At 73.9% G+C, this 23,509-nt stretch carries 19 protein-coding genes; 13 read left to right on the top strand and 6 right to left on the bottom strand.

The genetic code is table 11. The annotated features are described in order from the left end of the window. Window positions 1-32 precede the first annotated feature (32 nt). A complete protein-coding gene (gene manB / locus IE118_RS26610) occupies window positions 33-1,115 on the top strand; it encodes a mannose-1-phosphate guanylyltransferase (RefSeq protein WP_189560594.1) in 1,083 nt (360 codons plus the stop codon). A gap of 352 nt (window positions 1,116-1,467) precedes the next feature. Here the strand turns inward: manB and IE118_RS26605 are convergent, their stop codons facing one another. From IE118_RS26605 to IE118_RS26590, 4 genes are all read right to left on the bottom strand, one after another. Then, window positions 1,468-2,496, bottom strand: a complete 1,029-nt coding sequence (locus IE118_RS26605) for a DNA-3-methyladenine glycosylase family protein (protein WP_189560593.1) — start codon at window positions 2,494-2,496, stop codon at window positions 1,468-1,470. A gap of 84 nt (window positions 2,497-2,580) precedes the next feature. Further along, window positions 2,581-3,882, bottom strand: coding sequence for a coenzyme F420-0:L-glutamate ligase (locus IE118_RS26600; RefSeq protein WP_189560592.1), 1,302 nt, complete (start codon window positions 3,880-3,882; stop codon window positions 2,581-2,583). After that, entirely contained in the window at window positions 3,879-4,853 is a 975-nt protein-coding gene (gene cofD, locus IE118_RS26595; RefSeq protein ID WP_189560591.1) for a 2-phospho-L-lactate transferase, read from the bottom strand. The genes IE118_RS26600 and cofD overlap by 4 nt, the downstream gene beginning before the upstream one ends. Before the next feature lie 33 nt (window positions 4,854-4,886). Further along, entirely contained in the window at window positions 4,887-5,390 is a 504-nt protein-coding gene (locus IE118_RS26590; RefSeq protein WP_189560590.1) for a cysteine dioxygenase, read from the bottom strand. A gap of 716 nt (window positions 5,391-6,106) precedes the next feature. Between IE118_RS26590 and IE118_RS26585 the strand changes: the two genes are divergently transcribed. From IE118_RS26585 to IE118_RS26575, 3 genes are all read left to right on the top strand, one after another. Then, on the top strand, window positions 6,107-6,370 hold the full coding sequence (locus IE118_RS26585) for a WhiB family transcriptional regulator (RefSeq protein ID WP_055531891.1): 264 nt from the start codon (window positions 6,107-6,109) through the stop codon (window positions 6,368-6,370). A gap of 383 nt (window positions 6,371-6,753) precedes the next feature. Then, window positions 6,754-10,362, top strand: coding sequence for a glycosyltransferase family 2 protein (locus IE118_RS26580; protein ID WP_229846946.1), 3,609 nt, complete (start codon window positions 6,754-6,756; stop codon window positions 10,360-10,362). Then, entirely contained in the window at window positions 10,359-11,936 is a 1,578-nt protein-coding gene (locus tag IE118_RS26575; RefSeq protein ID WP_189560588.1) for a DUF5719 family protein, read from the top strand. Before IE118_RS26580 ends, IE118_RS26575 begins: the two co-directional genes overlap by 4 nt. A 28-nt stretch (window positions 11,937-11,964) precedes the next feature. Here the strand turns inward: IE118_RS26575 and IE118_RS26570 are convergent, their stop codons facing one another. Then, window positions 11,965-12,417: a metallopeptidase family protein gene (locus IE118_RS26570; protein ID WP_189560587.1), complete on the bottom strand. Its 453-nt coding sequence runs from the start codon at window positions 12,415-12,417 to the stop codon at window positions 11,965-11,967. A 283-nt stretch (window positions 12,418-12,700) separates the two neighbouring features. Between IE118_RS26570 and IE118_RS26565 the strand changes: the two genes are divergently transcribed. From IE118_RS26565 to IE118_RS26530, 8 genes are all read left to right on the top strand, one after another. Then, window positions 12,701-13,123: a DUF3499 domain-containing protein gene (locus IE118_RS26565; protein WP_189560586.1), complete on the top strand. Its 423-nt coding sequence runs from the start codon at window positions 12,701-12,703 to the stop codon at window positions 13,121-13,123. Window positions 13,124-13,317: 194 nt separating this feature from the next. Further along, complete coding sequence (locus IE118_RS26560; protein WP_189560585.1) at window positions 13,318-14,685, top strand: phosphomannomutase/phosphoglucomutase; 1,368 nt, start codon at window positions 13,318-13,320, stop codon at window positions 14,683-14,685. A 113-nt stretch (window positions 14,686-14,798) separates the two neighbouring features. Then, window positions 14,799-14,969, top strand: coding sequence for a Trm112 family protein (locus IE118_RS26555; protein ID WP_189560584.1), 171 nt, complete (start codon window positions 14,799-14,801; stop codon window positions 14,967-14,969). 148 nt (window positions 14,970-15,117) lie between these two features. Beyond that, window positions 15,118-16,245, top strand: a complete 1,128-nt coding sequence (locus IE118_RS26550; protein ID WP_189560583.1) for an SIS domain-containing protein — start codon at window positions 15,118-15,120, stop codon at window positions 16,243-16,245. 61 nt (window positions 16,246-16,306) lie between these two features. Beyond that, the gene (gene manA / locus IE118_RS26545; protein WP_189560582.1) at window positions 16,307-17,458 is read left to right on the top strand and encodes a mannose-6-phosphate isomerase, class I; all 1,152 of its coding nucleotides are present in this window, start codon (window positions 16,307-16,309) and stop codon (window positions 17,456-17,458) included. A gap of 145 nt (window positions 17,459-17,603) precedes the next feature. Next, window positions 17,604-18,584, top strand: coding sequence for a cation diffusion facilitator family transporter (locus IE118_RS26540; RefSeq protein WP_189560581.1), 981 nt, complete (start codon window positions 17,604-17,606; stop codon window positions 18,582-18,584). A 310-nt stretch (window positions 18,585-18,894) separates the two neighbouring features. Beyond that, complete coding sequence (ahcY, locus tag IE118_RS26535) at window positions 18,895-20,352, top strand: adenosylhomocysteinase (protein ID WP_189560580.1); 1,458 nt, start codon at window positions 18,895-18,897, stop codon at window positions 20,350-20,352. Between the two features lie 151 nt (window positions 20,353-20,503). Then, window positions 20,504-21,118: a hypothetical protein gene (locus IE118_RS26530; protein ID WP_189560579.1), complete on the top strand. Its 615-nt coding sequence runs from the start codon at window positions 20,504-20,506 to the stop codon at window positions 21,116-21,118. A 28-nt stretch (window positions 21,119-21,146) separates the two neighbouring features. Here the strand turns inward: IE118_RS26530 and IE118_RS26525 are convergent, their stop codons facing one another. Continuing rightward, window positions 21,147-22,115, bottom strand: a complete 969-nt coding sequence (locus IE118_RS26525) for an RDD family protein (RefSeq protein ID WP_189560578.1) — start codon at window positions 22,113-22,115, stop codon at window positions 21,147-21,149. A gap of 93 nt (window positions 22,116-22,208) precedes the next feature. On the opposite strand from IE118_RS26525, the gene IE118_RS26520 reads away from it, so the two are divergent. Next, window positions 22,209-23,216, top strand: coding sequence for a stage II sporulation protein M (locus IE118_RS26520; RefSeq protein ID WP_189560577.1), 1,008 nt, complete (start codon window positions 22,209-22,211; stop codon window positions 23,214-23,216). Window positions 23,217-23,509 lie beyond the last annotated feature (293 nt).

Below are 23,509 nucleotides of genomic sequence, written 5' to 3'. Positions count from 1 at the left end.
CGGCCGGTCCCGGCAGGAAGCAGAGACGACAGGTGACAGAAGCGATCCTCCTGGTCGGCGGCAAGGGCACGAGGCTGCGCCCGCTCACGGTGCACACGCCCAAGCCCATGGTCCCGGCGGCCGGGGTGCCCTTCCTCACGCACCAGCTGGCGAGAGCGAGAGCGGCCGGCGTCGAGCACATCGTGCTGGCCACGTCGTACCTGGCCGAGGTCTTCGAACCGCACTTCGGCGACGGGGCGGCGCTGGGGCTGCACATCGAGTACGTGACGGAGGAGGAGCCGCTCGGCACGGGCGGCGCGATCCGCAACGTCGCCTCCCGGCTGCGCTCGGGCCCCGACGAGCCGGTGCTCGTCTTCAACGGCGACATCCTGACGGGACTGGACATCCGGGCGCTGGTGCGGACGCACGAGACGACCGGCGCGGACGTCTCCCTCCACCTCACCAAGGTGACGGACCCCCGCGCGTACGGGCTGGTCCCGACGGACGACACGGGGAGGGTGCTGGCCTTCCTGGAGAAGCCGCAGACGCCGGAGGAGATCGTCACCGACCAGATCAACGCGGGGGCGTACGTCTTCCGGCGCTCGGTGATCGACACGATCCCGGCGGGACGGGTGGTGTCGGTGGAGCGGGAGACGTTCCCGGGGCTGCTGGCGGCGGGGGCGCACCTTCAGGGGATGGTCGACTCGACGTACTGGCTGGACCTGGGCACCCCGGCGGCGTTCGTTCGGGGCTCGGCGGACCTGGTGCTCGGACGCGCCCCGTCCCCGGCGGTGCCCGGGCGCTGCGGTGACCGGCTGGTGCTGCCGACGGCGACCGTGGCGCCGGACGCGAAGCTCGCGGGCGGGACGGTGGTGGGCGAGGGCGCGTTCGTGGCGGAGGGCGCGCGCGTCTTCGGCAGCACGATCCTGCCGGGGGCGGTCATCGAGCCCGGCGCGGTCGTCACCGACTCGCTGATCGGGACGCGGGCGAGGGTGGGCGAGCGGTCGGTCCTCACCGGCACGGTCATAGGCGACGGCGCCACCATCGGCGCCCGCAACGAGCTCCGGGAGGGCGTCAGGGTCTGGTGCGACGCCACCATCCCCGCAGGAGCCCTCCGCTTCTCCTCAGACCAGTAACCACCCCCCGCCCCACGACTCCCGCGCCCCGCCGCTCCCGGGTCCCGCTCGGCTCCGGCTCCCGCCCCACGGCTTCCGCGCCCGCACCCGCCGCGTTCGCGTCCCACCCGTGCCCACCCCGCCGCGTCCGCGTCCCGCTCGGTCTCACCCCGCCGCTCCCGCAACCGCCCGCGGCTCCCGTCCCGCCGTCTCCGCGGGCAGTCGTGCCGCAGGGCGGCACGGGTGGGCGCGACGGCACCCCGCCGGCGCCGGGCCGCGCAGTCACCCCCCGGCCGGCACCAACACCGGGGGCCCCGCACGACGCCGGATCGCACCACCCCACGTCCACACCAGCACAGGGCACCCCCCGACCTCACAACCGCCCGATGTCCCCGTACGGCATCCGCGGCGCCCGCCGCTCCGGCACCCTCCCGCTCAACAGGATCAGCCGCGCCGCCCGATGCCGCTGCCCGGCATACGGCTCCAGCAGCGACAGCATCACCGCGTCGTCCGCGTGCCGGTCCCCCGCCAGCGCCCACCCCACGATCCCCGGCAGGTGCAGGTCGCCCACGGTCACCGCGTCCACCGCCCCGTGACTGCGCTGCACCGTCTCCGCGGACGTCCACGGCCCGATCCCGGACACCAGCTCCAGCCGCTCCTGCGCCGCCCCCGCCGGCATCCGCACCGCCTCCTCCAGCCGCGCGGCGACCCGCACCGCCCGCAGCACCGTCGAGGCCCGCTTGTTGTCGACTCCGGCCCGGTGCCACTCCCAGGACGGGATCAGCGCCCAGGTGCGCGGCGGCGGCATCACCGACATCCGCTCCGGCGCCGGCCCCGGCGCAGGCTCGCCGAACTTCCGCACCAGCAGCCGCCACGCCCGGTACGCCTCACCGGCGGTGACCTTCTGTTCCAGGATCGAGGGGATCAGCGACTCCAGCACCAGCCCGGTCCGTGTCAGCCGCAGTCCCGCACGCCGGCGCTGCGTCAGCGCCAGCAGCTTGTGGCGGGGCACGAAGGCGGACGGGTCGTCGGCCGCCCCGAGCATCTCCGGCAACTGCTCCAGCAGCCACTCCGCGCCCGGCCCCCACGCCTCGCCCCGCACCTCACCGGACCGCTGCGTCACCCGCAGCGTCCCCGGACCCGCCGGTGTCAGGCTGGCCCGCCACACGGAACCGTCCGGCAGGGCCCGGAACGTCGGGTCCCCGGGCCCGCGCCGCAGCGGCCCGAGCACCAGACCCAGGTCCAGCGGTCCCTCCGGCACCCAGGCCCGCACCCGCGCCGCCACCGTCGCCGGGGCCGTCACCGGGGCCTGGCGGGGCACTCCCGCGGGCACGGCGACATCCCCACCGCGCACGGTCGTACGCGTCGTACGCGTCGTACGGGGAGCGAAGCGTCCTGCCACGGGCGATCCCAACGATGGAGGTGGAACGGGAGGCGGCCGCCGCCGGGGAGGCCCCCTACGAGGGTAGGCGCCCGCGCGCCGCGCTCACCGCACCTCGATGAAGGCGCCCGCCTCCCGCTCGGGCCGCGGTCGCGGCTCCCCGGCCGGATGGCCCACCGCGACCGCGCCCATCGGGTCCCAGCCGGCGGGCAGGTCCAGCACCTCGCGCACCACGTCGCGGCAGAACATCGTCGAGGACACCCACGCCGAGCCCAGCCGCTCCCCGGCCAGCGCCACCAGGAAGTTCTGCACCCCGGCGCCGGCGGCGACGACGAACATCTCCCGCTCGGCACCGTCCCGCCGGGCGTCCCCGTAGGTGTGCGAGCCGTCCATGACCAGGCACGGCACGACCAGGTACGGCGCGTTGCGCAGTACGTCGCCGCGGCGGACGCGCCGGGCGATGGACTCCTCGGTCTTGCCGTCGCGGCGCAGGTCCGCGATCCACGCGTCGCGCATGGCGTCCAGCAGCCGCACGCGCGACGCGGAGGACTCCAGCAGGACGAAGCGCCACGGCGTGGTGTGGTGCGGGGCCGGGGCCGTCACCGCGGCGGCCACCGCGCGGCGCACCGCGTCCGGGTCGACCGGCTCGTCGGTGAAGGCCCGTACCGTACGGCGCTGTGTCACCGCCTGCCGTACGGCCTCGGAGGTGCCCAGGCGGAACATGTCGTCCCGGGCGCCGCGCACCATCGCCCGCGCGCCTTCGCCGTCGCCGGCCCCCACCATGTGCGGCAGGCCGCGGACGACGGCCACCGGCAGGCCCGAGGCCTTGCCCTTGACCAGGTCGCCCGCCGCGGCGAGCTCGTCGGCGGACGCGACCACGGTGGCGCCCAGCGGGTTGCCGTGCGCGTCGGTGCCGCCGCGCAGGTCGTCCAGCACCCGCACGCCCGCCGCGCCGATCGCCACGTCGGTCAGTCCGGCGCGCCACGGGCGTCCGAAGGTGTCGGTGACGATCACGCCCACCTCGACGCCGAGCGCGTCGCGCAGGCCCGCGCGGATCGCCCGCGCGGAGGCGTCCGGGTCCTCGGGCAGCAGCAGGACCGTGCCGGAGGGAGTGTTCGAGGCGTCGACGCCGGCCGCGGCCATGACCAGGCCCTGCCGGTTCTCGACGATGCGCAGGGGGCCGCGCCGGGCCACCACGCGCACCGTCTCCGCGTCGATCGCCGCCTCCCGGTCGGCCGCCTCGACGATCCTGCCCTCCGCCTTGGAGACGATCTTCGAGGTGACGAGGAGGACGTCGCCGTCGCTCAGGTCCGGCTCGGCGGACGCGATCAGCTTGGCCAGGTCGTCGCCCGGGCGGACCTCGGGAAGGCCGGGCACGGCCCAGACCCGGTAGCCGGTACGGCTCATACCGCCCGCACCTCCTCGGCCAGCGTCAGTGCCTCCCCGGCCATCCGGGCGACGGCGTCGACGTCCGTCATCATCAGCGGGACGGCCCGGCAGCGGATCCCCGCCGCCTCGACGCGCTCCACACAGCCCGCGTCGACCGTGTCGACCAGCCAGCCGTCCAGCAGGCCCGAGCCGTAGTGCTCGGCCACCGCGGCGGCCGAGGACTCCACGCCCACGGCTGCCAGCACCTTGTCGGCCATGCCGCGCACGGGTGCGTCCCCGACGATCGGCGACAGACCGACCACCGGCACGCCCGCGTCGGCGATCGCCTCCCGGATGCCGGGCACGGCGAGGATCGTGCCGACGGAGACCACGGGGTTGGACGGCGGGAAGAGGATCACGTCGGCTTCGCCGATCGCCTCCAGGACACCCGGCGCCGGCTTCGCGTGCTCCGCGCCGACCGGGACGACCGCCTCGGCGGGCACCGAGGCGCGCAGCCGCACCCAGTACTCCTGGAAGTGGATTGCCTTGCGCTCGCCCTCCCCCGCGGCGTCGGGCAGGGTCACGGCGACGTGCGTCTCCACGCGGTCGTCCGTCATCGGGATGAGGCGCACCCCCGGCTTCCAGCGGTCGCACAGCGCCTCGGTCACCGCGCTGAGCGGGTATCCCGCGCCCAGCATCTGCGTCCGCACGATATGGGTGGCGAAGTCCCGGTCGCCGAGCCCGAACCACTCCGGGCCGACGCCGTACGCCGCGAGTTCCTCCTTGAGGTGGAACGTCTCGTCGGTCCGTCCCCAGCCCTGCTCCTCGTTGATGCCGCCGCCGAGCGTGTACATCACCGTGTCGAGGTCCGGGCAGACCTTCAGCCCGAAGAGGTGGATGTCGTCCCCGGTGTTGCCGATGACGGTGACCTCCGCGTCCGGCACGGCCCGCTTCAGACCGCGCAGGAAACGGGCACCGCCGATGCCGCCTGCCAGAACCACAATGCGCATGGGGTCATCCTCGCAGGCCGCTACGGCTTCGCGTCAGGCAGTCACCGGACCGGGTGCGGTACGGGACTCGCAGCGCGGGGTGTGCATGGGCATCTCGGTCAGGCCCGGGTAGTAGATGTGCAGGCTGACGGCGGGCTCCAGGGCGTCGTTGACGACGTCGTGGACGTAGCCGGGCGCGAACACGCGCTGGCTGCCGGCCGCCAGCACGCGGGTGCCGCGCTCGGTGCGCTCGGTGAGCACGCCGTCCAGGACGGTGAGCACGCCGGAGGAGCGGCCGTGGTCGTGCGGCCCGCTGCCCTGCCCGGGCACCCAGGACAGCAGCCACACCTCGTAGCCGGGCCCGGTGCGCAGCCGGTGGTACCACCGGCTGGTGGCGTCGTAGGCGACGAGGTGTTCCCACTGGGAGCGGTCCGCGGCGAGGGAGCGGGCCAGGCCGGCGAACTCGGCGACGGTGGCCGGGTGCTCGCGCGGCGGCTGGAGCAGGTGCGGGACTTCGAGGATGTCGCCGGCGATCTGGAGGTCGCTGTCGCTGTTCATGGGTGCGGGGGTTCCTTGGCGGAGAAGCGGTGGGGGTGGGGTCGCGGCGCGTGCGCCCGGGTCACGGGCGGGCGGCGGCGACGGACGCCCTGGTGGGAGCGAAGGAAACGCGGCTGGGTCGCGTGGACTCAGGGGACGGCGGGAGCGCGTGGGCTCAACAGCCGGAACAGCGACAGCTACAGCGAGCGCGGGCAGCACCGAGGAACCCGGCGGAGCGGGTCGGGGTGAGTGCCGGATTCGCGAGCATGCCCACTAGGACACCGGTTCACTCCTCCACTGTCAACTCGGAGCCCGGTTCGTGGGACGTGGTTCACCTCATCAGGGTCATCTCGTGGCTGAAAGGTTTGCTCAGTCGTTTCCCGGGACACATGGTGCGCACGGCCGGGTGCCGTCCGCGCCGTTGCGATCCCGTGATCCGACTGTGATCCGGCTCGCGGCGGCACGGGTGTCGCAACGAGATCGATCTCCTGGGCGTCCTCCCTGTAAAGGGTCCGTGCGGGGCGGGTCACCCTCTCGGGTCCCTTGTGCGTGTCAAGGTTTAGGGTGATTTGAACACTTTCCGCTCGGCCTTGGTTCCGCAGAGTGAATAAGGGGCCCAATAGCAGATCTCGGCTTGACTCGCCCGGAGCAGCACACTTGTAATTTCACTCGTGTCGTTCAGCCGGGATCGGTAACGGCTGGATCACGGGGACGTGGAAGACGGACGAGGGGCGCACATGACCGAGACGGTGCAGCAACTGCTGGTCGACGACGCGGACGAGGAGCTCGGCTGGCAGGAGCGCGCGCTGTGCGCACAGACCGACCCCGAGTCGTTCTTCCCCGAGAAGGGCGGCTCGACCCGGGAGGCCAAGAAGGTCTGCCTCGCCTGCGAGGTCCGCTCCGAGTGCCTCGAGTACGCCCTCGCCAACGACGAGCGTTTCGGCATCTGGGGCGGCCTGTCCGAGCGGGAGCGGCGCCGGCTGAAGAAGGCCGCCATCTGACGCGCGAGGCGTCACCGCCGTGCGCGTCACCGCGCACCCCTGTCACTCCGGGCCCGTCGCGGGTGGGTTGTCCACAGCGGCGGGCCTCCGTGCGTCCCGGGCGCCCGCCCCCGGCCCCCTCCAAAAGACGCTCCGCGCCGACCCGTTCCGTCTGCCGATAGTGTGGTCGCTCGTCCGAGACGCCCCGCCGCCCCCACCGGGCACGGGCGTCCCCCACAGTCCACCGAACCGGGGCCCGTACCTCGATGTCCGCGCACAGCCACCCGGCAGCCCGGCAAGACCCCGCTGCCGCCGCAGGCTTCGACCCTGCCCGCCCGGCAGGCGTCGACCCTGCCCGCCCGGCAGGCGTCGACCCTGCCCGCCCGCCCGAGTTCCCGCGTCACGTGGTGACCGCGGTCCTCGTCTCCCACGACGGCGCCCGCTGGCTGCCCGACGCGCTCGCCGGGCTGCTCGGCCAGGAGCGCCCCGTCCAGTTCGCCGTGGGAGCCGACACCGGCAGCGCGGACGACTCCGCCCGGCTGGTCTCCGAAGCCCTCGGCGACGACCACGTGCTGCACCTCGCCCGGCGCACCGGCTTCGGCCAGGCCGTCGAGGAGTGCAACCGCAGCGCCCCCCACCTCACGCCGGACGACCTGCCGTACCTGAAGCGGCCGAGCGGCTGGGACCCGGTCACCCGCAGCTGGCGCGACGACGCCTACGACCTGCCGGACCTGCCGCACGGCGAACCGGTCCAGTGGCTGTGGCTGCTGCACGACGACTGCGCCCCCGAACCCGACGCGCTGGCCCAGCTGCTGCGCGTCGTGGAGAACGAGTACGAACTCGGCCGGGACGACGTCGCCGTCGTCGGCCCCAAACTCCGCGGCTGGTACGACCGCAGGCAACTCCTCGAGGTCGGCGTCTCCATCGCCGACTCCGGCCGCCGCTGGACCGGCCTCGACCGCCGCGAACAGGACCAGGGCCAGCACGACCACGTCCGGCCCGTACTGTCGGTGTCCACCGCCGGCATGCTGGTCCGCCGTGACGTCTTCGACCGGCTCGGCGGATTCGACCGGCACCTGCCCCTCATGCGCGACGACGTCGACCTGTGCTGGCGCGCCCACTCGGCCGGCCACCGGGTGCTCGTCGCCCCCGACGCGGTCGTGCGGCACGCCGAGGCCGCCTCCCGCGAGCGCCGCGCCGTCGACTGCGTGGGCCGCACCGCCGCCTCCCCGCACAAGGTGGACAAGGCCGGCGCCGTCTACACGCTGCTCGTCAACACCCGTACCGCCGCGCTGCCCTGGGTGCTGTTCCGGGTACTCCTCGGCACCCTGCTGCGCACCCTCGCCTACCTCGTCGGCAAGGTCCCCGGACAGGCCGTCGACGAGATCCGCGGCCTCGTGGGCACCCTGCTGCGCCCCGAACGGATCCTCGCCGGACGGCGCCGGCGCGGCACCCCGCAGACCGACAAGGGCGAGATGCGGCCGCTGTTCCCGCCGCCCGGCGCGACCGTCCGCGTCACCGTGGAGCAGGTCGCGGGCAACCTCGTCGGCCGCTCCGACCCCGAAGCCACCTCCGGCGCGGGACGGCACGGCAGCGCCATCGAGTCCGGACCCGGCGGCGACGACGCCGACTTCCTCGAGGTCGAGCAGTTCGCCCGGCTCAAGCGCATCGCCCACCGGCCCGGCCCGGTCCTCTTCCTGGTACTGCTGCTCGTCTCCCTCGCCGCCTGCCGCGGGCTCCTCGGCGGCGGCGCGCTCGCGGGCGGCGCCCTGCTCCCCGCGCCCGCCGACGCGGGTGACCTGTGGGCGCGTTACACCGACGCCTGGCACCCCGTGGGCGCCGGCGGCACCGGAGCCGCACCGCCCTACCTCGCCCTCGTGGCGGCCCTCGCCTCCCTCCTGTTCGGCTCCACCGGCCTCGCCGTCACGGTCCTGCTGGTCTGCTCGGTCCCGCTGGCCGGCGTCACCGCGTACTTCGCCTCCCGCCCGCTCGTCCCGTCCCGGCTGCTGCGCGCCTGGGCGGCCGTCGCCTACGCCTTCCTGCCCGCCGCGACCGGCGCCCTGGCCGGCGGCCGCATCGGCACCGCCGTACTCGCCGTGCTGCTGCCGCTCCTCGCCCGCGCGGGCATCGCCGCGAGCGGCCTCACCAACCCGCCGGACGTGCGCGGAAGCTGGCGCGCCACCTGGGCGTACGCGCTGCTGCTCACGATCACCACCGCGTTCACCCCGATCGTGTGGCCCGTCGCCCTGGTTCTCGGCGTCGGCGTCCTGGCGCTGCGCAGGACCGACCTCCCGGCGTACGGACCGCGCTTCCTGGCCCAGCTGGGCACCCCCCTGCTGGTCCTCGCCCCCTGGTCGCTGTCCCTGCTGCCCTTCGGCTTCTTCCAGGAGGCCGGTCTGGAGTACGGGCCCTCGTCGGCCTCCGCGCTCGACCTGCTCGGCGCGAGCCCGGGCGGCCCCGGCACCGCCGGCGGCCTGCTGCTGACCGGTCTGGTGCTCGCCGCGCTCGCCGCACTGCTGCGCACCGAACGCCGCACGGCGATCCTCACCGCGTGGGCCGCCGCCCTGGTGGGTCTCGTCTTCGCGGTGCTCTCCAACAACTCCGCCTGGGCGGGCCCCGCGACCCTCGTCTACGGCATCGCCGTACTGGCCGCCGCCACGCTCGGCGCCGACGGGGCGCGGGCGCGCGTCGCCGAGCAGAGCTTCGGCTGGCGCCAGCCGGTCGCCGCCCTGATCGCGCTCGCCTGCGCGGCCGGTCCGCTGGTCCTGGCCGCCGGGTGGATGATCCGCGGCGCCGACGGGCCCGTGGAGCGGCGCGACCCGGTCCAGGTGCCCGCCTTCGTCGCCGAGGAGAGCGGCACCCGCGACCAGGCCCGCACCCTCGTCCTCGACAGCGACTCCGCCGACCGGGTCCGCTACGTCCTGGTCCGCGGCTCCGGCGCCCGCATGGGCGACGCCGAGACCGCCGCCGTGGACGGCGAGAACACCCGCCTCGACCAGGTCGTCGCCAACCTCGTCGCCGGCTCCGGCGCCGACCAGGCCGACGAGCTCGGCGCGTTCGCCGTCCGCTACGTCCTGGTCCACCCCGGAGCCCCGCGCGAGGTCACCCGCGTCCTGGACGCCACGCCCGGGCTGAGCCGGCTCAGCCAGCAGGCGGGCGGCGCGCTGTGGCGGGTGGACCGGCAGGTCGCCCGCGCGAGCATCGTCCCCGGCGAGGACGGCGACGGCGAGCCCGTGCCCGTCGCCGCCGGTCCCGTCGAGATCCACACCAGGATCCCGGGCGGTGCGGAGGGCCGCGTCCTGCGCCTGGCCGACGCCGCCGCCGACGGCTGGACCGCCACCCTCGACGGCAAGCCGCTGTCCCGTACCACGGTCGACGGCTGGGCCCAGGGCTTTGAACTCCCCGCCTCCGGCGGCACGCTGGACGTCACCTACGACGATCCGTTCACCCACACCGCCTGGCTGTGGGCGCAGGGCCTGCTCGCCGTCGTCCTCGTCGTCATGGCCCTGCCGGGCCGGCGTCGCGACGTCGACGACGATCTGCCCGAGGAGGAGCCGGTGCCCGCCGAGGCCATGGCGGGCGAGGGCCGCCGGGCCCGGCGCCTGCGCGCCCAGGCGGAGGCGGAGGCGGAGTCCGCTCCGGAGGGCGCGGTGGCCGACGACGGATTCCCCGCCCCGCCGGAGCAGCCCCCGGCACCGGCTCCCGTACCCCGGCAGCCCGACTACGACGACCGGTACGCGGCGCAGGAACCGAACGCGGGCCACGACACCGGCGCCTACCCGGCCGACCCGTACCAGCAGCAGTACGGGACCGACGCCTACGGCCGGCCGTACCAGCCGGACCCGTACCAGCAGCAGTCCGCGCCGTACGACCCGTACGCGTACGGCACCCAGCAGCAGTACGACCAGGCGTACCAGCAGGACGGCTACGACCAGACCTACCCACAGGGCTACGACACTCCGTACGACCCGCACGGCACGGGCAGTGAGCGTCCCGACGGGAGCCAGCAGTGAACCGCACCACCCTGTCCCTGATCGCGGGCGCGAGCGCGCTCGTCGCCGTCACCGGCTTCGCCGCGCTGTCCTCGCCCGACGCCGGGGCCGCGAACGAGCCGGCCCGAGCGGCGGCCCGGCTCCCCGTGGAACGCACCGGTCTGCTGTGCCCCCGGCCCAGCACCTCCGACCTGGCCGAGACGACCTACACGTCGTTCACTCCGGTCACGGAGGGCGCGAAGAAGGAGGGCGGGGCCGAGCTCCAGCCGGCCACCGGCGCCGGGGCCGACGACGACCCGCAGGCCGACGAGGAGTCGAAGGACCAGGAGTCGAAGGACGAGGGGTCCGAGGCCGACGAGGAGTCGCAGACCGACGGTGAGGCCGGTGAGAAGCCGAAGGCCGGCGCCAAGCCCGTGCTGAAGCCCGGGAAACCCGGCGAACCGGCCACCGGGAGTGTCTCCGGGGGCGAGGCCCCCGCCCTCGTCGGCACGGCCGAGGGCCGCTTCGCGCCCGGCTGGACCGTGCAGCAGACGACCGAGGTGGCCGCGGGCACCGGCCGGGGACTCCAGGGCGTCACCTGCACGCCCGCCGACACCGAGTTCTGGTTCCCGGGCGCGAGCACCGACGAGGACCGCACCGACTACGTCCACCTGACCAACCCCGACGACTCTGCCGCGGTGGTGGACATCGAGCTCTACGGCAAGGACGGCGCCCTGAAGACCACGGTGGGGGAGGGCATCACCGTCAAGCCGCACTCCGCCGAGCCGGTGCTGCTGTCCACGCTCACCGAGGACAAGCAGACCGACGTGACCGTGCACGTGGTCGTGCGCAGCGGCCGGGTCGGTGCCGCCGTCCAGGCCCTGGACGACAAGCTGGGCGGCGACTGGCTGCCCGCGTCGGCCGACCCCTCGGGCAGCCTGGTCCTGCCCGGCATCCCCGAGGACGCCACCGCCGTGCGTCTGATCGCCTTCACCCCGCGCGACGCCGACGCCGACCTGACGGTGCGCCTGGCCTCCCCCTCCGGGCTGATCACCCCGGCCGGCCACGAGACGCTGCACGTGAAGGGCGGCATGACGACGGCCGTCGACCTCGGCGACATCACCCGCGGCGAGGCGGGCTCCCTGGTGCTGACGGCGCCGGACGGCTCGGTGCCGGTCGTGGCGGCCGTGCGGGTGCTGCGCGGCAAGGGCGACCAGCAGGAGTCGGCGTTCATCCCGGCCGCGCGACCGGTCGGCACGCGCGCGACGGCCGTGGACAACACCGCCAAGGGCACCACCCTCTCGGTGACCGCGCCCCGGGGCACCGCCAAGGTCAAGGTGACCGCCTCCGCGGGCACCGAGGGCGGCACGCCTGCCTCCAGGACGTACACGATCAAGTCCGGCACGACGCAGAAGATCGAGGCGCCCGCACCGGCCGGGGCGAAGGGCACGTACGCCCTCACGCTCGAACCCGAGTCGGACACGCCCGTCTACGCGTCCCGCACCCTCGTCTCGGCGGAGAGCGGCGCGTTCTTCACCGTCCAGCCGCTCCCGGACGACCGGGGGACGGTGGCCGTCCCGGAGGCGGGCGAGGACCTGTCGGTGCTTCAGCGGTAACCGGCGCGCCGGCGGCGGGGAGGACCGGTCAGTCCTCCCCGTACCGGGGGTCGACCGTCTCCGGCGTCAGCCCCAGCAGGTCAGCCACCTGCTCGACCACGACCTCGTGGACGAGGGCCGCCCGCTCGTCGCGCCCCTTGGAGCGGATCTCCACGGGCCGCCGGTAGACCACCACGCGTGCCGGACGACCGTCGCGCGCGGTCACGGACCCGCCCAGCGGCACCGCCTCGTCGCTCCAGCCGTCCGTCCCCGAGTCGGCCGCCCGGGGGACGTCGAGGACCAGGAAATCGATGTCGGCGAGCTGCGGCCACCGCCGCTCGAGCCGCTCCACCGAGTCCTGCACCAGATCCGCGAACGTCTCCGCGCGGCTGGCGGCGAGGGGCACCTGGGGCGGTGCGACCGGTCCGCGCATGCCCCGGCCGTGGCGATCACGGCGTCGGGGCCCCGGGCCGGTGGGACGAGGGGTCACAGGGCTGTCCATCACAGCGAAGGGTAGTCGTCGCGTCGCCACCCCGCCCGACCCCCGCACGCCTTCCGGCCGAGCCGCGCGCCATGTCACCACATGACCATTCCAGCCAAGGTTGGGCTCGATTCCGTATCTCTCCGAGACCGATGACCTCAAGCCGTTTGACGGTATTTGTGCCAAGTGGTGACCGGAACCAGAACCGACCACCCGCGGGGGGCGCCGCGTCCACCCAGGTCAGCAAGGTGTGGCCAAAGGGGTATGTGGGGCGTTTCACACCGCGACACGGGGGAGTGACCCGGTGGGGAGTCGTCGCGGCCCGCTCAAGAGTGCGGTACCGTCCAACATCGTGAGCCCTGTACGTCGCTGTTCGCGCACCGCCTGCGGCCGTCCCGCCGTCGCGACGCTGACGTACGTCTACGCCGACTCGACCGCGGTCCTCGGCCCGCTCGCCACCTACGCCGAACCCCACTGCTACGACCTGTGCGCCGAGCACTCCGAGCGCCTCACCGCCCCGCGCGGCTGGGAGGTCGTCCGCCTGCTCGACGGTTCGGCCCCGGCCCAGCCCAGCGGCGACGACCTGGAGGCGCTGGCGAACGCGGTGCGCGAGGCGGCCCGCCCCCAGGAGCGCGCGGCGGGCGGTGGCGGCGGTTCCCGCACGGCGGACCCCATGGAGGTCGCGCGCCGCGGCCACCTGCGCGTCCTGCGCTCGCCGGACAACTGACCCGGCCGGAGCGCGTCCGCGCCCGACTGCACCGGCGACCGCACGGGGCACCGCACCCCTCACGCCGGCGCGTCCCGGCCTCCTCGCCGTCGCCGACGGCTTCGGCGGCGTCCCCGGCACGACGGCCGCGACGGAGCCACCAAGCCCGTACGGGTAGTTTGTGGTGACCGACAGGACCTCCGGAAGGGCTGGCCGTGGCTGCTGATCTCTCGCAGATCGTGAAGGCGTACGACGTGCGCGGGGTCGTCCCCGACCAGTGGGACGAGACGCTCGCCGAACTCTTCGGCGCCGCCTTCGCCCGGGTGACCGGCGCACGGGCCATCGTCACCGGCCACGACATGCGGCCCTCGTCCCCCGCACTGTCGGGCGCGTTCGCGCGCGGGGCGGCCGCGCACGGCGTCGACGTGACCGAGATCGGCCTGTGCTCGACCGACCAGCTCTACTACGCCTCGGGCGCCCTGGACCTGCCGGGCGCGATGTTCACCGCCTCGCACAACCCGGCCCGGTACAACGGCATCAAGCTGTGCCGCGCGGGAGCCGCCCCCGTCGGCCAGGACACCGGCCTCGCGGAGATCCGCGCACTCGTCGAGCGCTGGACCGACTCCGGCGCCCCCGAGCCCACCGCCGGCACCCCGGGCACGGTCACCCGGCGCGACACCCTCGACGACTACGCCGCACACCTGCGCTCGCTCGTCGACCTGACCACGATCCGCCCCCTGAAGGTCGTCGTCGACGCGGGCAACGGCATGGGCGGACACACCGTGCCGACGGTCCTCGCCGGCCTGCCCCTGACCGTCGTCCCGATGTACTTCGAACTCGACGGCACCTTCCCCAACCACGAGGCCAACCCCCTCGACCCGGCCAACCTCGTCGACCTGCGCAAGCGCGTCCGCGAGGAGGACGCCGACCTCGGCCTCGCCTTCGACGGCGACGCCGACCGCTGCTTCGTCGTCGACGAGCGGGGCGAACCGGTCTCCCCGTCCGCGATCACCGCCCTGGTCGCCTCCCGCGAGCTGGCCCGCAACGGCGGCAAGGGCACGATCATCCACAACCTGATCACGTCCTGGTCGGTCCCCGAGGTCGTGCGGGAGAACGGCGGCACCCCCGAACGCACCCGCGTGGGCCACTCCTTCATCAAGGCCGAGATGGCCAGGACCGGCGCCATCTTCGGCGGCGAGCACTCCGCGCACTACTACTTCCGCGACTTCTGGAACGCCGACACCGGCATGCTCGCCGCCCTGCACGTCCTCGCCGCCCTCGGGGGCCAGCAGGGCACCCTGTCCGCCCTGGTCGCCCAGTACGACCGCTACGTCGGCTCCGGCGAGATCAACTCCACCGTCGACGACCAGGCCGCCCGCCTCGCCGCGATCAGGGCCGCCTACGAGGGCCGCGAGGGCATCACCCTGGACGACCTGGACGGCCTCACCGTCACCGCCGCCGACTGGTGGTTCAACGTGCGCCCCTCCAACACCGAGCCGCTCCTCCGCCTCAACGCCGAGGCCCGCGACGAGGCCACCCTCACCACCGTCCGCGACCAGGCCCTCCACCTCATCAGAACCTGACCCCACCCCCGCGCCGGGCTGCGCGCACACCCCCCGCCCAGCCCCGACCCCGCCCGCCCCACCCCCCACCGGCGGTACCCTGACCAGCACATCCACCCGACGAAGGAACCCCCATGCCCCTCGAAGCCGGCCTCCTGGACATCCTCGCCTGCCCGGCCTGCCACTCCCCCCTCAAGGAGCAGGACACCGAGCTGACCTGCACAGGCCAGGACTGCGGCCTCGCCTACCCGGTCCGCGACGGCATCCCCGTCCTCCTCGTCGACGAGGCCCGCCGCCCCGCGTAGCCCGCCCGCGCCACAGCGCCCCGCGCACCACCACACCGCGCGGAGCGCCCCGCGCACCACCGCCCGCGAATCACACACCGCGCACCGGGTACACCGCGCACCGACGCCGCCCCGCCGATCGCAGATCGGAGATCGGAGCCTGCCGCCCATGCTCGACGAATCGCTGCTCGACTCCCCGCAGGGCCTCGCCGAGGCCGACCGCCGCGCCCTGCTCCGCGGCGCCGCCGAAGCCGGCGCCCGCGTCCGCACCGCCGCGCGGCACGCCGCCGAGGCCGGCGTCAACGACCTCAAACCCGACGGCCGCCCGCGCGCCGTCCTCATCGCCGGCCCCGGCGCCGCCGCCACCCAGGCCGCCGACCTCCTCGGCACCCTGGCCGGCGCCGGCAGCCCCGTCACCCGGCTCGCCCCCACCGGCGTCGCCCCCGCGGCGGGCGCCCTGCGCTGGGAACTGCCCGGCTGGGCCGGCTCCGTGGACCTGCTCCTCATCGCCACCCCGGACGGCACCGAACCCGGCCTGTCCGCGCTCTCCGAGCAGGCGTACCGCCGCGGCTGCACCGTCGTCGCCGTCGCCCCCGCCCGTACCCCCCTCGCCGAAGCGGTGGCCGGGTCCCACGGCCTGTTCGTCCCCATGGCCACCGCGCCCTACGACCAGGACGAACCCCTCGCGGCCGTCGCCCCCGGCGTCCTGTGGGCGCTGCTGACCCCCCTGCTCGCGCTCCTGGACCGCACCGGGCTGCTCTCGGCCCCGCCCGAGGCCCTGGCCAAGGTCGCCGACCGTCTCGACGGCATCGCCGAGCGCTGCGGCCCCGCCATCGTGACGTACAGCAACCCCGCCAAGACGCTGGCCGCGGAACTCGCCGACAGCCTGCCCGTCGTCTGGACCGAGGGCGTCTCGGCCGGCCCGGCCGGCCGCCGCTTCGCCGCCGCACTCGCCGAACTGTCCGGCACGCCCGCCGTCGTGGCCGAGCTGCCCGAGGCGCTCGCCGCGCACAGCGCCCTGCTCGCCGGCCCGCTCGCCGCCAGCGCCGACCCGGACGACTTCTTCCGCGACCGAGTCGAGGAGACGCCCGCCCTGCACGCCCGCGTGGTGCTGCTCCGTGACCGCCCCACCGGCGGCCTCACCGCCGCCCCCGCCGCCCGCGAACTGGCCCTCAGTCACGACACGCCGATCAGCGAGCTGGAACCGGATGCGGGCGGTGAACTGGAGACCCTTGCGGAACTGATCGCCGTCACGGATTTCGCCGCCGTTTACCTGGCGCTCGCCTCCCGGGCCTGATCATGCCCGGGACACCCTGACGTCACGCACCGGAACCGGCAGAAGGAACGCAGAGAACGCCATGGACCGCCTGGACAACACCATCCGCCCCTACGCCTGGGGTTCCACCACCGCCATCCCGCGGCTGCTCGGTACCGAGCCCACCGGCGAGCCGCAGGCGGAGATGTGGATGGGCGCCCACGCGGGCGCGCCCTCGCGCACCGGCCGGGGCACCCTCGTCGAACTCATCGACGCCGCCCCGGAGAAGGAACTCGGCCCGGAGTCGGTCGCCAGGTTCGGTCCCAGGCTGCCCTTCCTCCTCAAACTGCTCGCCGCCGGATCGCCGCTCTCCCTCCAGGTCCATCCCGACCTGGCCCAGGCGCAGGCGGGCTACGCGGACGAGGAACGCCGGGGAGTCCCCGTCACCGCCCCGCACCGCAACTACCGGGACGCCAACCACAAGCCGGAACTGGTCTGCGCGCTCACCGAGTTCGACGGCCTGTGCGGCTTCCGCGACCCGCTGCGCGCCGCCGCGCTCCTCGACGGCCTCGGCGTGGACTCCCTCAAGCCGTACGTGGACCTGCTGCACGCCCAGCCCGAGGAGGCGGCCCTGCGCGAGGTCCTCACCGCGGTCCTCACCGCCGACCCCGAGGAGATGGCCCGCACGGTCGCCGAGACCGCCGCCGCCTGCGACCGCCTCGGCGGCGACTACGCCCCGTACGCCGGCATCGCCCACCACTACCCGGGCGACCCGGGCGTCATCGCCGCGATGCTCCTCAACCACGTCCGGCTCCAGCCCGGCGAGGCCCTCTTCCTCGGCGCCGGAGTCCCGCACGCCTACCTCGACGGCCTCGCCGTCGAGATCATGGCCAACTCCGACAACGTCCTGCGCTGCGGCCTCACCCCCAAGCACGTCGACGTCCCCGAACTCCTGCGCATCGTCCGCTTCGAGTCCCGCGACCCCGGAGTCCTGCGCCCCGAGGCCGGCCCCGACGGCGAGGAGGTCTACGAGACCCCCATCGACGAGTTCCGCCTCTCCCGCTACGTCCTCCCCGCATCCGGCGCCGTCCACGACCTCACCCTCCCCACCCCGCAGATCCTGCTCTGCACCGCCGGCTCCGTACGGGCGGGCGAGCACGAACTGACCCCCGGCACGTCCGTGTTCGTCCCCGCGGGTGAGAAGGCGGAAGTGGCGGGTACCGGAACGCTGTTCAGGGCCACGGTCATCGCCTGACCTGTCCCTGTCGACGATCGGACACGCCGACTCCGGGACGGGCTGCAACAATGTCCCACCGTCACAGGACGGACCAGCCCCGGTCGGCGTAGGAACGCGCCCGCCCGGGCGCCCCACACGGCGTACGAAGGGACAACGCGAACACATGAGCGCGTCAGGCGGCACCAAGGCGATCGTGGCGGCACTCGCCGCCAACCTCGCGATCGCGGTAGCGAAGTTCGTGGCGTTCCTCTTCAGCGGCTCGTCGTCGATGCTCGCCGAGTCCGTGCACTCGCTCGCCGACTCCGGCAACCAGGGCCTGCTGCTCGTCGGCGGCAAGCGGGCCCAGCGCCAGGCGACCCCGCAACACCCCTTCGGCTACGGCCGCGAGCGCTACATCTACGCCTTCCTCGTCTCCATCGTGCTCTTCTCGGTCGGCGGCATGTTCGCCCTCTACGAGGGCTACGAGAAGATCAAGCACCCGCACGAGCTGACGCACTGGTACTGGCCGGTCGGCGTCCTCGTCTTCGCGATCATCGCGGAGTGCTTCTCCTTCCGCACCGCCATCAAGGAGTCCAACGTCCTGCGCGGCAACCGCTCCTGGAAGGAGTTCGTCCGCCACTCCAAGGCCCCGGAGCTGCCGGTCGTCCTCCTGGAGGACCTCGGCGCGCTCGTCGGTCTGATCCTCGCCCTCGGCGGTGTGGGCATGGCCCTGGCCACCGGAGAGAGCGTCTGGGACGGCATCGGCACCCTCTGCATCGGCGTCCTGCTCATCCTGATCGCCCTGGTCCTCGCCGTGGAGACCAAGTCCCTGCTGCTCGGTGAGGCCGCGGGCCCCGAGGAGACCCGCAAGATCGAGGCCGCCGCCGTCGACGGCGACACCGTCACCCGCATCATCCACATGCGCACCCTGCACATCGGCCCCGAGGAACTGCTGGTCGCGGCGAAGATCGCCGTCCGTCACGACGACACGGCCACCCAGATCGCCACCGCCATCGACGCCGCCGAGTCCCGCATCCGCGAGGCCGTCCCGATCGCCCGCGTGATCTACCTGGAGCCCGACATCTACAGCGAGGCGGAAGCCGCCAAGGGCCCCGACCCCCAGGCCACCCCCGGCGGTCCCGCCCAGCCGGACACCGCGCACTAGGCGGACGGGGACGCGCCGCACCGGCCGTCCCCGCACCGAGCGCCCGGCCCTGCGGCCCCCAGATCGGCCTGATGTGTACGCGGCCGGACTGGGGGCCGCCCGGCCGGGCGGTGTAGCTTGGGACGGAGCCAGACGTCGCTGCTGATGGCGGTCGGGCGGTCCCCCGGGGACCGGCCGAGGGAGAGAGGGCCTCCGACGGACTGCGCTGCGCGCACCGGGCATGCCTGTGTCCTCTTCGGGCACCCCTGTGTCCGCCGCCGCGCAGACCAGCCGTACCCACCTCGACCCACACACCGAGGAGCAGCTCGCAATGACGACTGTCGACAACCGACAGGACTTCAAGGTCGCCGACCTCTCCCTGGCCGAGTTCGGCCGCAAGGAGATCACCCTCGCCGAGCACGAGATGCCCGGCCTGATGGCGATCCGCAAGGAGTACGCGGAGGCCCAGCCGCTGGCCGGCGCCCGCGTCACGGGATCCCTGCACATGACCGTGCAGACCGCCGTCCTCATCGAGACCCTGGTCGCCCTCGGCGCCCGCGTCCGCTGGGCGTCCTGCAACATCTTCTCCACCCAGGACCACGCCGCGGCCGCCATCGCCGTCGGCCCCGACGGCACGCCCGACAACCCGCAGGGCGTCCCGGTCTTCGCCTGGAAGGGCGAGACCCTCGAGGAGTACTGGTGGTGCACCGAGCAGGCGCTGACCTGGCCGGACAGCCCCACCGGCGGCCCCAACATGATCCTCGACGACGGTGGTGACGCCACCCTCCTCGTCCACAAGGGCGTCGAGTACGAGAAGGACGGCAAGGCCCCCTCGCCCGACACCGCCGAGTCCGACGAGCACCGGGTCATCCTCGAACTGCTCAACCGCACCCTGAGCGAGGACCCGCAGAAGTGGACCCAGCTCTCCTCCGAGATCCGCGGGGTCACCGAGGAGACCACGACCGGCGTCCACCGCCTGTACGAGATGCAGCGCGACGGCACCCTCCTGTTCCCGGCGATCAACGTCAACGACGCGGTCACCAAGTCGAAGTTCGACAACAAGTACGGCTGCCGCCACTCGCTCGTCGACGGCATCAACCGCGCCACCGACACCCTCATCGGCGGCAAGACCGCCGTCGTGTTCGGCTACGGCGACGTGGGCAAGGGCTGCGCGGAGTCCCTGCGCGGCCAGGGCGCCCGCGTGATCATCACCGAGATCGACCCGATCTGCGCCCTGCAGGCGGCGATGGACGGATACCAGGTCACGACCCTCGACGAGGTCGTCGACAAGGCCGACATCTTCGTCACCACGACGGGCAACAAGGACATCATCATGGCCTCGGACATGGCCAAGATGAAGCACCAGGCCATCGTGGGCAACATCGGCCACTTCGACAACGAGATCGACATGGCCGGCCTCGCCAAGGTCCCCGGCATCGTCAAGGACGAGATCAAGCCGCAGGTCCACACCTGGACCTTCCCCGACGGCAAGAAGATCATCGTCCTCTCCGAGGGCCGCCTGCTGAACCTGGGCAACGCGACCGGCCACCCGTCGTTCGTGATGTCCAACTCCTTCGCGGACCAGACCCTGGCCCAGATCGAGCTGTTCACCAAGCCCGACGAGTACCCGACCGGCGTCTACGTGCTGCCCAAGCACCTCGACGAGAAGGTCGCCCGCCTCCACCTCGACGCGCTCGGCGTCAAGCTGACCACGCTCCGCCCGGAGCAGGCGCAGTACATCGGCGTCCAGGTCGAGGGTCCGTACAAGTCGGACCACTACCGCTACTGAGCCGACGCTCCCGGCGCGGGGAGCACGTCCGCGCACGGACGCGCTCCCCGGCAGCAGGTCCATCGAGGCAGGCCCCCGCACCCCCGTGCCGGGGGCCTGCCCCATGGACGGACCGGCAACCCGGCCCAGCCCGTCACGACCCAGGACCCCCATGCCCCGCGGCCGTTATTCGCTCCACGATCCGCACGATCACACCCCCCTCGCGGAAGAACACTTCCACTGCGCCCCCGGCCCCTCCGGCTGGCGTTACGTCTCCCAGCTCACCGCCCCCTCGGGCGATCACCTGGGCTCGGTCGACCTCGCCCTCGACGAACTGGGCCGCCCCATCCGCCTCGAACTGCACGCCGCGAGCTGGCAGGTCCGCGGCGCCGCCCTCGACGGCGTCACCTGGGTACGCACCGACCCCACCGGAGCCCACGCCACCGAAGGCAACGCGCGCGCCCACGCCTTCACCGGCTCGTCCCCCGCGTTCCTCGTCGCCACCGCCCGCCTCCTCCGCCTCACCCCCTCCTCCGCGGCCACCCGCGTACGCCTGGTCGCCCTCACCGACCCGGTCCTCGCACCGCGCACCGTGGACCAGTCCTGGGCACTGGTGAAGAGAGAAGCACACGCCACTGACAACGGCCCCCTGACCGTCGACGAATACCAGGTCACGGCCCTGGACACGGGCGAGCAGTACGCCGTGCACCTCGCCGGCGACGTGGTCCTCGCGGCCCCCGGCATCGAGCTGGAGGACCTCGAGTCACCCCCGTCGGCCTTCGGCTGACCGCCCCCTCCCCCGGCCGCCCGGCCGCCTACGCCGGCGGGACGAACCCCGTCGACGGCCGGTCGGCGGGACCGTCCGCCGCGGGCGCGGCTCCCGGAGCCCGCGGCGGGGCTGAGGGCGGCACGGACGGCCGTTGCTCCGGCGGCACGACCGCGGAAGGAGCGGCGGGCTGCTGCGCCGGCGGCGCGGGGAATGCCGCCGCACCCGCCGGACCGGCCGCACCGACCTGCCCGCCCCCCACGGCAGCGCCGTCCCCGAACGCCCGACGTGCCTCGCGCGCCTGCCGCTCCTGGAGCACCGCCGCCAGATACGCCGCGGGCGGCACCCCCGGCGGCACCGGCGTCCCGGTGCGTTCCGCCAGGTCCCCGGCCAGCCGCTCCGCCATCGACCAGCCGACCGCGGGATCCAGCTGCCGCATCCGCGTCAGGTACTGGCGCACGGCGAGCCACAGACCGTCGGGCACCGCCGACAGGTCGAGGGCCGTGAAACGCCCGACGAGCCACGGCGGGGGCGGCGGCACGAAGCCCGCCTGCCCGGCCGGCACCCGCTCCCGCACGACCAGCGTCCCCGCGAACACGTCCCCGAGCCGCCTGCCACGCGCCGACACCAGCGAGGCGATGCAGGCCACGACCCCGAGCGTCATCAGAATCTCGATCACCCCGATCAGGCCCCGCACCAGGGCGTGCCGGAACCGGATCGGCCCCCCGTCGTCCCGCACCACCCGCAGCCCGCACGCCATCTTGCCGAGCGACCGCCCGTGGCTCAGGGTCTCGACCACGATCGGCCCGCCCACCAGCACCAGGACGAACACGGCGATCGATATCGCCGTCTGCGCCGCCTCGTCCAAGGAGGCCGTGGCCGCCACGAGGCCGATCGTCACCCCGATGTACACGGCCACGGCGGCGGCCAGGTCGAGCAACACGGCCAGCGCCCTGCTGGGCAGCCTCGCGGGGCGCACTTCCAGCGCCACCGCCTCGCCCGTCACCAGCTCACTCACGCCCGCCGCCCTTCCCTGGCCTGCCCCGAACACCGCCAGTCTGCCAAGCTGATGACCCGACCGCCGACGGACACCCGAGGAGCAGGCACACCGATGGACCTCGACGTCTTCGTCTCCGCCCACCGTGCGGAGTGGGACCGGCTCGACGCCCTCCTCAGGCGCCGGCGCCGCCTCACCGGCGCCGAGGCCGACGAACTCGTCGTCCTCTATCAGCGCACCGCCACCCATCTCTCCCTCATCCAGTCGGCCGCTCCCGATCCGCAGCTGACCGGCCGGCTCAGCCAACTCGTGGGACGCGCGCGCAGCGCCGTGACCGGCACGCGCCGAGCGTCGTGGCGGGACGTCACGCACTTCCTCGCCCACAGCTTCCCGGCCGCCGTCTACCGGTCGCGCCACTGGTGGGTGCCCACGGCACTGCTCTCCACGGCCGTGGCGGCCCTGCTCGGCTGGTGGATAGGCACCCACCCCGACGTGCAGGCGTCCATCGCCGCCCCCAGCGAACTGCGCGAGCTCACCCGTCCCGGCGGTCAGTACGAGACGTACTACTCGAGCAACCCGGCGACGTCCTTCGCCGCACAGGTGTGGACGAACAACGCCTGGGCCGCCGCCCTCTGCCTCATCCTGGGCGTCTTCCTGGGGCTGCCGGTCCTGTGGATCCTCTTCCAGAACATGCTCAACCTCGGTATCGGGTTCGGGCTGATGTCCTCCGCCGGCCGCCTCGACACCTTCCTGGGCCTCGTCCTGCCGCACGGCCTCCTGGAACTCACCGCCGTCTTCGTCGCCGCCGGGACCGGCCTCCGCCTCGGCTGGACCGTCATCGACCCGGGCCCCCGCACCCGGCGCACGGCCCTCGCCGAGGAAGGCAGGGCAGCCCTGGCCATGGCCATCGGCCTCGCCCTCGTCCTCTTCGTCTCGGGAGCCATCGAAGGTTTCGTCACCCCGTCGGGCCTGCCCACGTGGGCGCGCATCACCATCGGCGTCGTCGCCGAGCTGGCCTTCCTGGCGTACGTCTATGTCGTGGGCGGACGGGCGGCACGAGCCGGCGAAACGGGGGACCTGGAGAAGGCCGAGCGCAGCGCCACCGTGCCCACGGCCGCCTGATGTGCGCAGCGGGCCGCCGAGCTGCTAGTCTCCTCTTCGCCCCGCAGGAACCGTTGACACGGCGCGTGTGGGGAGGTAGATTCAAACAGTTGCCTGGAGACGGGGTCTCACCCCGTAGGGCGACAGTGAGCGTCTAGCCGCTTCGCGACGGAACGCAGCTTCCGCGGAAGCACCTCCCGATAAATCGGAAAACGAAGGCCGGTAAATCCGCCCTGAAACTTCTGATAAAGTGGGAATCGCCGGAAAGGGCAACGCGAGAGCGGGAACCTGGAAAGCACCGAGGAAGTCGGATC

Origin of the sequence: Streptomyces pilosus, from assembly GCF_014649835.1 — a bacterium.
Lineage (GTDB): Bacteria > Actinomycetota > Actinomycetes > Streptomycetales > Streptomycetaceae > Streptomyces > Streptomyces pilosus.
The sequence above is the reverse complement of the archived record's forward strand: the minus strand, read 5'-3'. Positions and strand labels throughout refer to the sequence as shown.

What these genes read in the sequence shown, in the direction of transcription:
- IE118_RS26600 (WP_189560592.1), bottom strand. Translation starts at nt 3,882, where the DNA reads ATGAGCCGTACCGGCTACCGGGTCTGGGCCGTGCCCGGCCTTCCCGAG.
- cofD (WP_189560591.1), bottom strand. Translation starts at nt 4,853, where the DNA reads ATGCGCATTGTGGTTCTGGCAGGCGGCATCGGCGGTGCCCGTTTCCTG.
- IE118_RS26590 (WP_189560590.1), bottom strand. Translation starts at nt 5,390, where the DNA reads ATGAACAGCGACAGCGACCTCCAGATCGCCGGCGACATCCTCGAAGTC.
- IE118_RS26585 (WP_055531891.1), top strand. Translation starts at nt 6,107, where the DNA reads ATGACCGAGACGGTGCAGCAACTGCTGGTCGACGACGCGGACGAGGAG.
- IE118_RS26570 (WP_189560587.1), bottom strand. Translation starts at nt 12,417, where the DNA reads ATGGACAGCCCTGTGACCCCTCGTCCCACCGGCCCGGGGCCCCGACGC.
- IE118_RS26555 (WP_189560584.1), top strand. Translation starts at nt 14,799, where the DNA reads ATGCCCCTCGAAGCCGGCCTCCTGGACATCCTCGCCTGCCCGGCCTGC.
- IE118_RS26550 (WP_189560583.1), top strand. Translation starts at nt 15,118, where the DNA reads ATGCTCGACGAATCGCTGCTCGACTCCCCGCAGGGCCTCGCCGAGGCC.
- manA (WP_189560582.1), top strand. Translation starts at nt 16,307, where the DNA reads ATGGACCGCCTGGACAACACCATCCGCCCCTACGCCTGGGGTTCCACC.
- IE118_RS26540 (WP_189560581.1), top strand. Translation starts at nt 17,604, where the DNA reads ATGAGCGCGTCAGGCGGCACCAAGGCGATCGTGGCGGCACTCGCCGCC.
- ahcY (WP_189560580.1), top strand. Translation starts at nt 18,895, where the DNA reads ATGACGACTGTCGACAACCGACAGGACTTCAAGGTCGCCGACCTCTCC.
- IE118_RS26530 (WP_189560579.1), top strand. Translation starts at nt 20,504, where the DNA reads ATGCCCCGCGGCCGTTATTCGCTCCACGATCCGCACGATCACACCCCC.
- IE118_RS26520 (WP_189560577.1), top strand. Translation starts at nt 22,209, where the DNA reads ATGGACCTCGACGTCTTCGTCTCCGCCCACCGTGCGGAGTGGGACCGG.